Here is a 13,617-nt window from a genome sequence, read left to right on the forward strand (position 1 = left end):
GATAACAGAGCCGACTGCAGTTCAGACCACTCGATACTCGAAGGGGTAGCAGGCAGTGGATTGGATAACAAGGAAAATTTTTAAAAAGTTCACCCAAAATGTATAAATAGTGATATAATAATTGATTACAAAGGAAGGAGGTTGAGATAATGAGCTATAGAGTTTTAGACGTATGTCGTCATGTAATTAATTACAGCAATGAGCATGATTATGGCATCTCAAATTTAAAACTTCAGAAAGTACTTTATTTTATTCAGGCTTATTTTCTGACAAAAAAGAAAGATCACACTTCTTGTTTTGATGAGAAAATTGAAGCATGGGATTTTGGGCCTGTTGTGCCAGAAGCATACCATGAGTATAAGCAGTATGGAAGCGGAGATATACCTACGATAGAATCATATATCATGTTCGACGAAGATGATATATGGAACTCTAAGAGAGTCGGATTTGAGGACACGGCTATTACAGATGAGGATAAAGCCCTTATTGATAAAGTCGTAGATAAATTTGCAGATTACTCAGCGACAGACCTTGTATCGTTGACACATAGACAGTCGCCATGGATTGACGCTTATGCTCCGTATCAAAATAACGAGATAACAATCAATGCGATAAGGGAGTATTTTAATGGCTGATGACAATTTGGATGTGTTGCTCCGAACTACAGACAATCGAACAATGTCGTTGGAGCAGTCAAAAAAATTTACCAATACCAAAAGAAAAATCAACGGGATCTGTAAGGCGTTGTCTCTGAATACACAGAAATATGACCCACAGAAAACAGTTGAAAATATTGCATCATATATTTCATCAAGTAATAAGTTGGATAGAATCCTTTATTCAGAGATAAGTAATTATGTTTACTCATTGGAAATGTCAGAGCGAGGAATTTTTGCTACAAACTTAGAAAAATTATTGCTGTATTCACTTGATGATAACAATGGGGTAAATGATGATTGCAAGAAAATGATTGTAAAGATTTACGACCATTTTCAACTGGCGCTACATCAGATTGAAAACGTTAATAATATTTTTGCAAATAGTATTGAAGATGCAAAAGAAAACCTGCAAAAGCAGATAAAAGGTGTTGAAAAAGAATACATCTCTATACTTGGTATTTTTGCTGCAATTGTATTGGCATTTGTTGGGGGGATAACATTTTCAACATCTGTTTTGCAGAATATTTCTGCTGTAAGCGTTTTTAGATTACTGCTGGTGGTTGATTTCTTGGCATTTGTGCTTATTAATGTAATATATATTTTGGTCAAATTCATTTTTACAATTAATGAGAAGAACACAAAACTCTTTAATATTAAGGCATTGAACATTGCATGTTTAGTTATTGCTATGATTATAGTTCTTTCATGGATACTCAATGCTAACCAGATTCCAGATTTTATTTCACAATTTTTGCCTTGGAGTAAATAATAAACAACCCTCTCAGCCATGATGGTCAATCATGGCTGAGAGGGTTTCTTGCGTCGTAAGCGCAAAATATTGCTACGCTACCCATGAATCACGCTTGCACCAAAATGATAGATGCAAGCGTTTTCCTCTATTTTAGTTTTGACAGTTCGCTTTCGCAGTCTCGCTCCATGGGGCAAGCTGTTCCAGCTGTTCATCTGACATTTTATCGTCTGGTCGCTGTGATAAGAGGTATGTCAGATATTTGTAGGTATTCAGGTCATTCGCTTTTGCCATCTCAACCATTGTATACACAATAGCACTAGAGGCCGCTCCCTTCGGACTGGCACTGAACAGCCAGTTCCTCCGGCCAACAGTGAATGGTCTGATTGCATTCTCGCTAAGATTGTTGGATAAACTGCAATGACCATCTTCCAGATAGGTCATCAGGGTGTCTTTTCGATTTTGGGCATAGTTCACCGCTTTCGCCAAACGGGTCCCCTTGTTTGGGCGCTGTTGATCCAGCCAATTCCAGAATGCCTCCAGTATTGGCTTCTCCTTTTCAAGACGGAACTGTTTTCTCTGCTCCGCAGTATGATTTTTTGCTTTTGAGTACCGCTCACAATCAAACAGCTTGGAGCAGAATTGTACTCCCTGCACCGCCGGAAGGCTGTAATCATACTCTTTCCCTTTCGGTATGGCATCTGTGAAATAACGTCTCACATGTGCCCAGCAAGAGCAGCGTTTTATATCCGGCAGATTGTTATAACCCTGATATCCGTCGGTCTCCAGATATCCACGGAACCCTTGCAGGAAAGATGCTGCATGGAACTTTGCCCTTGGCTCTGTGTAATGATAGAGCAGGATCGGCGGAAGCCCATCTTCTCCACTGCGGAAGAGCCACATCCAGGAATCTGTTTCAGGATTGCGCTCCGGCTCATTCAGTACCTGAACTCGAGTTTCATCTGCCATCAGATATTTACGCATTCGTAACTGGCGGTGAAAATAATCATAAACATGACAGAGGTAATTCTCGGCACAGTAAATGATCCAGTTAGCAAGCGTAGCCCGGCTTAATGGGACACCCAGCTGCTTCCATTCCGATTCCTGCCGGTTTAATGGCAGACCATTCTGGTACTTCTGGTGCATTGCCCATCCTACAACGGATTCCGATGCATAACTTTCTGGGATCAATGGTTCCTGAACAGGCGCTTTGACAAATGTCTGATCATCTGGGTGTTCCTCTGATATGGCACATTCCGGGCATTTATAGGTTTCACGATAGATATTTACTACTTTCCCTTTGGCAGGGGTAAACCGGAATTCATGGCGGACGAATTCTTTCCCAATACATTCCATCTGCGTTCCGCAGGTTGGACAGTTTCGCTCCTCCTCCGGAAGAGAAATGATCTCGTCGCAGGAAGGAACATTTTTAAAGAGATCCGCATGTGTCCGTCGTGCTTTTCGCTTATGTTCTGGAACAGTGATGTCATCAGGAAGTTCCTGTTTCCATGTCGGATCTGCTTCCTGCTCGGCTTCATCAAAAAAATTCAGCTGACCATCGATATCTTTCCGTTTTTCACTGGAAGTACCAAAAAGCTTCTTCGTGAGATATTCAATCTGCTGACGAAGATTTTCTTTTTCCAGACGGTCTGCTTCCAATGTTTTTTGTAAAGACTGGATCAGTTCTGTCTGTACGGAAATCGTTGTATTCAGTTGGTTGATCATGTCCTTGTACGCAAGGATTTTTGAATCTTTTGAATTACCAGCCATATGTCTTCTGCTCCTTTTTTACTGCTCTTATTATACCATAAAAAGCAATGAAAAAGAAGCAGAAAACCCAGTATTTACAAGGGATTGCAGACATGATACAGGGTGTGGAAAGCTCTCCATTTTTGTTGGTTGGCATAGAGGTTTTACACGATCATTCCGTAGGTTTGAATGCTTTTGGTTGTTCGATTTCAAGACCGGACATGAGCCAGTCGAATTGCTGCCAGGTCAGTTGCTTTACTTCCAACTGATTTCTGGGCCAGCGGAATCTGCCCTGGACTTCCATACGTTTATACAGCAACACAAATCCGTCAGATTCCCAGAGCAAAGCTTTGATCCTGTCACAACGTTTTCCACAGAAAAGATACAGGGCGCTTCGCCTTGGATCCATATGGAGTTGATCCTCTACAATAGCACACAGCCCGTCAATGGATTTCCGCATATCCGTTCTGCCTGTTACGATATAGATTTCATCGGCGGCTGTGATATCCCCTAACATTCCAACTCCTTCACAATGCGAAGCGTTTGAGCCAGAAGCTGAGGATCTGTTCCATTTGGTATTGTTAGATGAAAACTTCCTACAGACAGCTTCATTGGCTCTGCTACGGAAAGGTTATTTCTTTCCGTAGCTAACGGAATCACATTTAATGGCTGTTCATATGGGAGCGGGTCAGTATCATGAAAATCCACTCTGACAACTTCCTGGCTTTCCGGTGCACGATAGCTGCGTCCGGTTGACGCTGGCAAATCCACACAACCTTTCTGACGCAGTCTTTTTACCCAGTTGTAAAAAGTTCCCGGTTTGATGTCGTGTTCCACACACCATTGATGATCTGTCAATCCACTTTGACGGCATTCCATGATGAGACGGTATTGTTCTTCGGCAGGTATTCTTTTGCTTCTCATGAGCACACCTCCATAAATCGGATAGAGTAAAATGCTCGCATCTATCATTTCTAGCAAGAGAAGATGAAGTGAAATGCTTGCATTTTCTAATGATTATTATGGATTCATTTTTAGGGCAACACAATCCGTTGAAGTATTTTGCGCTTACGGACAAAAAATCCCATTTGTTCAGCTTTGATGTTTATAAAGTTGTAAAGAAGAATTGAAGGTAAAAGTATTAAAACAAAGTAGCAGACAGGAGAGATTGGTTTAGATATGGCAGAGTATATGGGTGAATATAAAATAATAAGAAGGATGGACGGTGGTGGAAATGCAAATGTTTTTGTTGCGGAGAATGTGAGCGGTGAAGCAGTAGCTATTAAAATTCTTCGAGAAGAAAGTGGTAATGGAAAAAAGGCGAAGAAAAGAAATAGAAAAAAGAGAATACGTTTTAAGATTGAAACGGAAATGGTAGTTGAGATTCAGGACGAAATTAAAGGGGTAATTCCTATTTTTTCTTATGGTTTACCTGATAAAAGAACAAAAAAATATTGGTACGCAATGCCAATTGCTATACCCCTTGAAGACAAATTAAAGGAAGTAAAAAGTCTTGAAGATAAAGTGAATTGTGTTTTGGAACTGGCAATAACTTTAGAAGCGTTACATAAAAAAGATATTGTTCATCGAGATATAAAGCCGAAAAATATATACTTTTATAATGGTAAATATTGTCTTGGAGATTTTGGCTTAGTTGACTATCCCGAAAAGAGAGATTTGACATCATTTCAAGAAGCAGTTGGTCCAAAGGCTACAATGGCTCCTGAAATGAGATATAATGCAAAAAATGCTGATGGTAAAAAGGCAGATGTGTATTCTCTTGCAAAAACATTGTGGATTGTGTTGACTGGAGTAGATCATGGATTTGAAGGTAGATATGAGGAAGATGATGCAATAATTGGATTGCGCAATGATAAGCGGTATAAAAAAGAACATTTAGTGGAATTGGAAGCACTATTAAAGCAGGCAACAGAGTATGATCCTGTATTGCGACCTAGCATGAGGACTTTTGTGACAACACTTGAAAAGTGGTTGGAGATAGTAAGCAATTTTCAAAAAGCAATTATAGTGAGTGGAAATATTTACAGAATAGGTTGTTTCCTAAAACTGTACCATTACATACTGAGTGGAGAGATATAGATTCTATTATAAAAATTTTAAATGATATAGGAAGTATGCCTGGACTAAATCATATGTTTTTGCCAATTGGAGGAGGAAAGGATATTGAAACGGCAAAATGTGCAAACGAAGAAAGCTGTATCTGTTTGGTAGCCGGAGGCTGTAACTATATATTTAAACCGCATAAGTTGGAATTGGAAAATTATGGAAAAAGTGATTATAGATGGAGTTATTTCAGATTACAATTAGAACCAATAGAACCTATTTCTGATGCGATATATGAGGATTGTCGTGAGTTATTGATAGAAGATTTTCCTGGACATTATATAGCAAGTGATCTGGCGAATTATGGAAGATATAATGATGGAACAGAGTTCCCTAAAGGGTACAGACAAGTTGACAGATTTTTGAATGGGTCGTTTGTTATTTTTTCAAAACAGTCTGTATATAATCATATCTCTGGAACTTATGATGCAAGGCATAATAAAATGAGCAGTATAGAATTTCGACATTATATTGGAACTATGAGACAATCATATTATATGATGAAAGATTTCAATAAATTTTTAAGCATTTATCAGAAGAATCCATTTAGTACTAAAGAAGAAAAAGAGAAAATAGAAATTCATAGGAAAATAGAGGAAGGTTGCAAGTTTGACAAATTTATTGAAGAAAATTGGGATAAGTGGTGTTTAAAAGAGATTTGTGATAAAAATAATAATAAAAATGATGGTAAGTTGGAATTTGCTATTATGTTTCATATAAACGGTGGAACTTTTGGTGCAAGAAAATATGTGGCGGAGAACGGATATATTTGTGAAGAAGATGTTATCCCATATCCAGTAAGCAAGGATGGGAAATATATATTTACAGATTTTAACGGAGCAGTTAAGGCCATTGTTGAAATGAAAGATTATATTAAAAAATTATGCAATGAATCAGGGATAGTATGGCAGGAAATGGGGATTTATTTTACAATAAAACTGTTTCGGATAAAACCACCATCACATGTGTTTACTGAAAAAGAAATTAAAGAAGTATTAAGATCAGGAAATGATTTTAGGAATAATCGATTGGTTATTGATGAAGAAGGATATGCTCAGTTAATAGATAGTGATTTACATTATGAACATTATCGTTATCCTGTATCCAAGGAGAGTTATGATGCTCGAAATAATTATGTTGGGCAATATGCAAATTTGGATGATGTAAGCGGGATTTATCAGGCTATGCTTGATGGTTGGTTACATCATTTGCGCACAGGGCAAAGGTATGATGTTGATTATTATGAGCAATGTGAAGACACAGAAAAGATGTTAGCAGAATTAGAACAATACTATCAATAGAGACACAGTCTGAAATAGAGCGTAAACGCTCAACAGTAAGTACCTTGACATTTTTTGGCGGCTGCTCGGAAACGTTCTTCTTCGGTATCCTCCGGTAAATCATCAGTAAAATACATGTCCGTAACAGACTGATGTAAATCTCCGGCATATTCAAAATATAGGATGTTTGTGTAATGTTTTTTATATTGCTTTGCATAGGATTTTGCCAGTTCGCTTTTTCCAATTCCGGCAATTCCGTAAAGAAATACTTTGCTATTATCTTCCAGAAGAGAATGTAATTCTGTTGTTTCATCCTCTCTCCCTACAAAATGACGGCATGGTCTTGGAATTTCGCTATCCATAATATAATCCAGTACCATTGGTGAAAGGGAACCACCTGCGATTAATTTCTGATTTTTGGTATCACGTTTAATAAACGGGCGTTCCATACCGAAAGAAATCAGTTTTGCCAAAAACAGCAGACGGAAATCGACAGGTTTGTATAGAGGAGCAAGTTCTGCTTTTTGGGCTTCAGAAATTGAAGAATCCTGGATAAATAAGGCATAAATTTCTTGAAGTGTCCTGTTATAGTCTGCCATTAACGGAAGAATATTCCGATGTATGGTTTCCGCCAGTTTTTCCTGATTGCTTGGTCTTGCATAAAAAGAAGATATTTTGGGACTGATTTTCGCCTGACCTGTCATCCAGCGGCAAACCAGACCATTATCCAGAGTAAATTCTTTGTTCTCAGGACTGTCTAAAAAAATCTTCAAATATTTCGTATAAAAATCCAGGCTGGCTCATCTGATTGCTTTCACTGATTTGGGTTTTTAAATATGTCATTATCGAACTAAAATCACAACGATCCAATAGGCATTTCCTCTTTTCTATAGGTTAAATTGAGTGAATAGGTTTTGAATAAGTATATCATATCACGAACATATATTCGCTTCAAGATAAAGAGGGATTTTCATCATATGATTTTCTCAATTTAAGGTCAATTCCGGTTCAATGCTGTTTATGAAGAAATTCTGTAAAATAAGCTCAGATTAAAACAATGACAGGAGGAGCTTATGCAACAGAATATTGAATTTGAGCGGTGCATTGATTTTCTGGTACGGATGATTGATAAGTACGGTGATGAAGTCCTCCGGGAGTTGGAGGAAGAAAAACAGAATAAGAAAGAAAAAGAAGCGGCAGTTTCCTGAAATACAAAATGTAAATCAGACTGTCGCTTTTTTATGTGTTTTCAGATGAATTTCAAAAGCTGATGCAGAGTGTGTGGCTCATTGTTCTGGGAAGTGATAATACGGGTATCAAATAGCTTGAAATGATTCTGTGTATAAAAGTTCAGAAGAAATTTATTATCCTCGCATTCAAGAAATTCCATAACACCGCCTACGGAATATTTGAGGCTGGATATGGTTTCCAGTGCAAATCCCAGTAGGATGTTTCCAGGAATTCGTTTTTCCCTTGGTAGAGAATAGTTTTTTCCTAACTGTGCAATTAGGTAAGCTGCTGTGTTGTAAGACTGTGTTTCTTCATCCAGAATACTGACACGGGACAGTTTCTTTGCCATCGTCTTACTGATATTTGAAGCTCGGACAGATATTGGCTTTACTGTAAGGGAAAAATAACCGACCAGTGAAGCGTCTTCGGCATCGAACACCAGATAAGTGATAGACTGATCTTTTTTGGTAAACTCAATCGCATTATGTAATAAAAAGTATTCCACATCGGGATTTTTTGGACAAGAAAAATCGGAGAGTAAGTCGTAAAGACTTTCCTCTCCGAGATAAGTCGGTTCATCTTTATCCAAATATGCCCGAATATTAACAGTAAAATATTTATCAGACATGTTTTTTCTTCCTTTTTGACATTAAAGCTAAAATTTCCTGTGGGTTCGTTAATTGACGTCCGGGAAGTGCCTGCTTTGGTGTGCGGTCACGATCAGCTTCATCAATCGCTGCAACAAAACGTTTTACGCTATTTGGATTGAATACGACAAAATTATGAGTAATACTTGAAGTAGCCATACTAACACCTCCTCTTTTTTGGCTTCTTGTGTATTTATAGTATATGCAATGTGTGATAAAAATACAATATCAAAAACTGAAATAATTTCTAAATAATTTCAAGCCGGATATTTATTAGACGCTTCCGGTAAGCGGACAATATTTTCGAGCCAGTCATTTATAAGTCGCCAATGGTGGGCGGGCAATATTTTGATAACAGAAATGCTCTGTATCTAACTTAATTATACGATTGACAGAGAAATGCGTCAATAAGAAAAATAAGCATTGAAAATGGTTGGAATGAGTACTAAAATAAAGTTGGGACATAAAATGAAGGTTACATTATGAAATAATAAGAATTGTAGGTGGAAGGTTTGAACATAGAAGCATATGATGCAGATTCATTGAGAAAGATGGTTAGGTTGCTTGAATATGAGAACAAGATATTAAAAGATAAATTGAAGAAAGCAGGCATTTCATATGAAGAGGTGAATCCTTTTGAAGAAAAAATAGAAAGTGCAGAAGAATATGACCTGGATCAAGGGAATCGTATTGTGAATCCGCCGTATATTACAGAGAAAATGGCAATACGTTTCTTTTCGATGTTTTGGGGAAGAGAAGATGTATATGCCAGACGGGGAAAGAACGGGGGGTATTTTCCACAATGCGCAAATCGTTGGAATGACCGGCTTTGTCCTAAACAACGTAAAGAGAAGGTATTGTGTGATGAATGTGAAAATACCAAATGGATTAGTTTGGATGTTAAAAAAATAATTGCTCATTTGTTAGGCACAAAAGAAGATGGATCAGATGCAATAGGTGTATATCCTTTACTGCCAAATGGTACATGCAGATTTATTGTATTTGATTTTGATAATCACGAAAAAGGAGCAGAGGTTACGGACTTTGCAAATACGGATAATGAGTGGCATAAAGAAGTGAATGCTCTTAGAAAAATGTGTGAGCTTAATGGTATCAGACCTTTAGTTGAGAGATCTCGATCTGGAAAAGGTGCCCATGTATGGATTTTCTTTAAAAAGGCAATACCTGCGGCAACAGCAAGGAATTTTGGATTTCTCCTATTAGACAAGGGTTCAACTTCCATCAATCTGAAATCGTTTCATTATTATGATAGAATGTATCCTTCGCAGGATGTGGCAAGCAGCATAGGTAATTTGATTGCATTGCCATTACAGGGGCAGGCACTTAAAAATGGAAATAGTGCTTTTGTAGATGAAAATTGGAATGCATATCCTGATCAATGGGATGCTCTTTTCAATAAAACAAGAAAGCTGGGAATAGAAGATGTTGAACAATGCATGGCAAAATGGCAGGGAGAATTAGCAGAAGTCAGAGGAATGCTTACTAATATTGAGAAGAATGTCAGACCGAAACCATGGAGGAAGAAATGTGAGTTTTGTAAGTCAGATGTTGTGGGCAAGCTTCACATGGTATTGGGCAATGGAGTTTATATTGATACTCTGAATCTTATGCCAAGAATACAAAATCAGATTCGTAGTTTGGCGGCATTTGATAATCCGGAATTTTACAAAAATAAAAGGCTGGGATATTCTAATTATTATAATTTCAGTGCTGTATATTTAGGTAAGGATATAGATGGATATATACAGATTCCGAGAGGACTGCGGGAAAATATTATACAGGAATGTGAAAAAGCAGGCATTTCAGTTGATGTTTCAGATCAAAGAGAAACAGGACAACCTATCAGAGTATCTTTTAAAGGTGATTTGCGAATGCAACAGGAATTAGCAGCAGAAAAATTATTATCACATTCAGATGGGGTTTTGAGTGCGGCAACTGCATTTGGAAAGACTGTAGTATGTAGTTACCTTATTGCAGAGCGAAAAGTAAATACGCTCATTTTGCTGCAAAGTAAAGATTTGCTTAATCAGTGGGTTGATGAATTGAATCATTTCTTAGAGATAAGAGAAGAACCACCGGATTATGAAACAAAAACAGGAAGAAAGAAAAAAAGAAATAGTGTGATTGGCATTTTGCACGGAAATAAAAATACATTAACAGGGATCATAGATGTTGCAATGGTTGGTTCAATGTACAGCAGAGGAAAATTTAATGAACGAATTAATTCTTACGGAATGGTAATTATGGATGAATGTCATCACGCAGCTTCTAACACATCTATGGAATTATTGCAGAAAATAAATGCAAAATACGTATATGGTGTTTCTGCTACACCTAAACGTGGTGACAGTCTTGATCGGATTATCTATATGCTGCTGGGACCTTTGAGACATAGATTTACTGCGTTGGAGAGGGCTAAGGAGCAAGGGATTGGACATTATTTTGTCCCAAGATACACAAGAGTAGTTGATACTGCAGAAAGCAAGGATAATATTAATAAAGCATATAATTTGATTAGCACCAGTAAGGTGCGCAATGAAATGATCATAGATGATGTTATAACTTGTGTTGCAAGAAAACAAACTCCTGTAATTTTAACAAGATTTAAAGAACATGCAAAATTTTTACATGATGCCTTAAAGGAAAAAGCAGATCATGTATTCCTTCTATATGGGGATAATTCGGATAAGGAAAATGCTGAAATAAGAGTAAAATTAAAGCAGATACCTGAAAATGAATCGCTTATTTTGGTGGCAACTGGTCAGAAAATAGGAGAAGGGTTTGATTTTCCAAGACTGGATGTATTAATGCTTGCAGCACCTGTATCTTTTGAAGGACGCCTGGAACAGTATGTAGGTAGATTAAACAGAGATTATGTCGGAAAAGAAGCCGTTTATGTGTATGATTATATCGATTCGCATGTGCGTTATTTTGATAAAATGTATGCAAAAAGATTGAGAACATATAGGAAGATGGGATTTTCAATCTGGACGCAAGAGTTGCAATCTAAACAAATAATAAATGCAATATTTGATTCTGTAAATTATACCGAAAAATTTGAGCAAGATATTGTAGAGTCTGAAAAAATGGTGGTAATTTCCAGTCCGGATATCAGACAAGATAAAATTGACAGATTTTTATTACTAATCAAGAAGAGACAGGAAGTAGGGGTAAAGGTCACAGTTATTACAACAGATCCGGAAGATATTATTTATGGAAAGTCGGATGTATGTTATGAATTAATCAGAACAATGCATTTGGTAGGAATAAATGTGATAACAAGAACAGAAGTAGAAGAATGTTTTGCCGTTATTGATGATGAAATAGTATGGCATGGTGGGATGAATCTACTTGGAAAAGCTGATGTCTGGGATAACTTAATGCGTATCAGAAATTCACAAGTTGCAACTGAATTGTTGGAAATTGCGTTGGGATGTTCTGAGGAGAGGAGGAAAAGTGAATAAAAAGATTAAATGCGATATATATACCAGAGTATCCACAACCATGCAGATAGATGGCTACAGTCTGGATGCTCAGAAAGAAAAAATCAAGAGATATGCGGAATTTCAGAACATGGAAATCGTAAATGAGTATTCCGATGAAGGTAAATCTGGAAAGAGCGTAGAGGGCAGACCGGAATTTCAACGGATGTTAGACAATATTGAAAATGGTATAGATGATGTACAGTTTGTACTGGTATTCAAACTTTCCAGATTCGGTCGTAATGCGGCAGATGTTTTGAGTTCTCTGCAGCGGATGCAGGATTTTGGAGTGAATCTGATCTGTGTTGAAGATGGAATTGACAGCTCAAAAGATAGTGGAAAGCTGATGATTTCTGTTCTGTCTGCGGTGGCAGAGATTGAACGAGAGAATATCCTTGTTCAGACAATGGAGGGATGTAAGCAGAAAGCAAGGGAAGGAAAATGGAACGGTGGATTTGCTCCATATGGCTATGAATTGGTAAATGGAGAATTGCAGATTGCAGAGGATGAAGCGGAAATTATTCGTCTGATCTATGATAAATTTATTCATACCAATATGGGAATCTCTGCGATTGCTGCATGGCTGAACCAGCATGGATATAAAAAGAAAAAACGACAGAATAATACACTGGACGCATTTGCCGCATCATTTATAAAAGGTGTTTTGGACAATCCGGTTTACTGTGGAAAATTGGCTTATGGACGAAGAAAGAATGAGAAAGTTCCTGGAACACGAAATGAATATCGTATTGTAAAACAGGAGAATTATATGTTATATGATAGTATTCATGAAGGGATTATCTCAGAGACAGACTGGGAACTGGCACACCAGAAAAGGGTAAAAAATGGAGTGAAATATGAGAAGATACATAGCTTAGATCATGAACATATTTTATCTGGAATTTTGAAATGTCCGTTATGTGGAAGCGGAATGTACGGAAATGTGAACCGAAAGAAAAAGAAAGATGGAACTTTGTATAAGGATTATTTTTATTATGCCTGTAAGCATCGTCGCTTAATGAATGGTCATAGATGTGATTACCATAAGCAATGGAGCGAGGATAAGATCAACAATGCCGTTGAAGAGGTTATTAGAAAGTTGGTACAGAATCCTAAATTTGAAGAAGCAATCCGAAAAAAAATCGGTTCAAGGATTGATACAGATGAAATTGAAAGAGAAATCGAAAATTTGGAAAAACAGCACAGGCAGCTGACCGGAGCAAAAGCAAGGCTTGGACAGCAGATGGATAGTCTGGATATCATGGATAAATTTTATGAAAAGAAATATCAGGATATGGAGACAAGGTTATACCGTTTGTATGATGAGATTGAAGGCGTGGAGAACAGTATAGAAGAAGTCAAGAACCGCTTGTTGAATATCCGGCAACAGAAAATATCAGAAGAAAACGTCTATCAATTTCTTTTATATTTTGATAAACTATATGATAAGTTCACTGACTTGGAGAAGAAAGAATTTCTCAACAGTTTTGTAGAACAGGTGGACATTTACGAGCAGGAGCAGCCAGATGGCAGATTCCTGAAGCACATAAAGTTCCGTTTCCCGGTGTATTTTGGAGACAGGGAGACACAGGAACTTTGTTGGGACAAAGAAAGCACCGTTGAGACTTGTGTGTTGCTACAAAGACGAACTATGTAGAAATCCTTAATTTTAGGCAC

The 13,617-nt window shown here is 37.4% G+C and carries 13 protein-coding genes; 7 read left to right on the forward strand and 6 right to left on the reverse strand.

The window, feature by feature from the left end; translation table 11 throughout:
• Positions 1-149: 149 nt before the first annotated feature.
• On the forward strand, positions 150-635 hold the full coding sequence (locus LU279_RS08885; protein ID WP_274422194.1) for a Panacea domain-containing protein: 486 nt from the start codon (positions 150-152) through the stop codon (positions 633-635).
• Positions 628-1,428 carry a hypothetical protein gene (locus LU279_RS08890; protein WP_274422195.1) on the forward strand — a complete coding sequence of 267 codons (801 nt, stop codon included), beginning with the start codon at positions 628-630 and terminating at the stop codon, positions 1,426-1,428. The genes LU279_RS08885 and LU279_RS08890 overlap by 8 nt, the downstream gene beginning before the upstream one ends.
• A 132-nt stretch (positions 1,429-1,560) precedes the next feature.
• Here LU279_RS08890 and LU279_RS08895 read toward each other — a convergent pair whose 3' ends face one another.
• The 3 genes from LU279_RS08895 to tnpA all read right to left on the reverse strand — a co-directional run bounded on the left by LU279_RS08895 (position 1,561) and on the right by tnpA (position 4,080).
• Positions 1,561-3,177: an IS66-like element ISRgn2 family transposase gene (locus tag LU279_RS08895; protein WP_274422196.1), complete on the reverse strand. Its 1,617-nt coding sequence runs from the start codon at positions 3,175-3,177 to the stop codon at positions 1,561-1,563.
• Between the two features lie 151 nt (positions 3,178-3,328).
• Complete coding sequence (tnpB, locus tag LU279_RS08900; RefSeq protein WP_009246070.1) at positions 3,329-3,673, reverse strand: IS66 family insertion sequence element accessory protein TnpB; 345 nt, start codon at positions 3,671-3,673, stop codon at positions 3,329-3,331.
• Positions 3,667-4,080, reverse strand: a complete 414-nt coding sequence (gene tnpA / locus LU279_RS08905) for an IS66 family insertion sequence element accessory protein TnpA (RefSeq protein ID WP_274422197.1) — start codon at positions 4,078-4,080, stop codon at positions 3,667-3,669. Before tnpA ends, tnpB begins: the two co-directional genes overlap by 7 nt.
• A gap of 255 nt (positions 4,081-4,335) precedes the next feature.
• On the opposite strand from tnpA, the gene LU279_RS08910 reads away from it, so the two are divergent.
• Both LU279_RS08910 and LU279_RS08915 read left to right on the forward strand, forming a co-directional pair.
• Positions 4,336-5,256 (forward strand): serine/threonine protein kinase, encoded by a 921-nt coding sequence (locus LU279_RS08910; protein WP_274422198.1) that lies wholly within the window; start codon positions 4,336-4,338, stop codon positions 5,254-5,256.
• A 35-nt stretch (positions 5,257-5,291) separates the two neighbouring features.
• The gene (locus LU279_RS08915) at positions 5,292-6,581 is read left to right on the forward strand and encodes a hypothetical protein (protein ID WP_274422199.1); all 1,290 of its coding nucleotides are present in this window, start codon (positions 5,292-5,294) and stop codon (positions 6,579-6,581) included.
• Positions 6,582-6,610: 29 nt separating this feature from the next.
• Here LU279_RS08915 and LU279_RS08920 read toward each other — a convergent pair whose 3' ends face one another.
• Positions 6,611-7,333: a hypothetical protein gene (locus LU279_RS08920; protein ID WP_274422200.1), complete on the reverse strand. Its 723-nt coding sequence runs from the start codon at positions 7,331-7,333 to the stop codon at positions 6,611-6,613.
• A 300-nt stretch (positions 7,334-7,633) separates the two neighbouring features.
• Between LU279_RS08920 and LU279_RS08925 the strand changes: the two genes are divergently transcribed.
• Positions 7,634-7,768, forward strand: coding sequence for a hypothetical protein (locus LU279_RS08925; RefSeq protein ID WP_274422201.1), 135 nt, complete (start codon positions 7,634-7,636; stop codon positions 7,766-7,768).
• A 41-nt stretch (positions 7,769-7,809) separates the two neighbouring features.
• On the opposite strand, the gene LU279_RS08930 is transcribed toward LU279_RS08925, so the two are convergent.
• Together LU279_RS08930 and LU279_RS08935 are read right to left on the reverse strand one after the other, a co-directional pair.
• On the reverse strand, positions 7,810-8,418 hold the full coding sequence (locus tag LU279_RS08930) for a GNAT family acetyltransferase (protein WP_274422202.1): 609 nt from the start codon (positions 8,416-8,418) through the stop codon (positions 7,810-7,812).
• Complete coding sequence (locus tag LU279_RS08935; protein WP_274422203.1) at positions 8,411-8,596, reverse strand: hypothetical protein; 186 nt, start codon at positions 8,594-8,596, stop codon at positions 8,411-8,413. The genes LU279_RS08930 and LU279_RS08935 overlap by 8 nt, the downstream gene beginning before the upstream one ends.
• A 353-nt stretch (positions 8,597-8,949) precedes the next feature.
• Between LU279_RS08935 and LU279_RS08940 the strand changes: the two genes are divergently transcribed.
• Both LU279_RS08940 and LU279_RS08945 read left to right on the forward strand, forming a co-directional pair.
• Positions 8,950-11,922 (forward strand): TOTE conflict system archaeo-eukaryotic primase domain-containing protein, encoded by a 2,973-nt coding sequence (locus tag LU279_RS08940; RefSeq protein ID WP_274422204.1) that lies wholly within the window; start codon positions 8,950-8,952, stop codon positions 11,920-11,922.
• A complete protein-coding gene (locus LU279_RS08945) occupies positions 11,915-13,597 on the forward strand; it encodes a recombinase family protein (protein WP_274422205.1) in 1,683 nt (560 codons plus the stop codon). The genes LU279_RS08940 and LU279_RS08945 overlap by 8 nt, the downstream gene beginning before the upstream one ends.
• Positions 13,598-13,617: the final 20 nt, after the last annotated feature.

This window comes from Blautia sp. XA-2221 (assembly GCF_028767025.1).
In the GTDB taxonomy this organism is placed as follows: Bacteria; Bacillota; Clostridia; order Lachnospirales; family Lachnospiraceae; genus Blautia_A.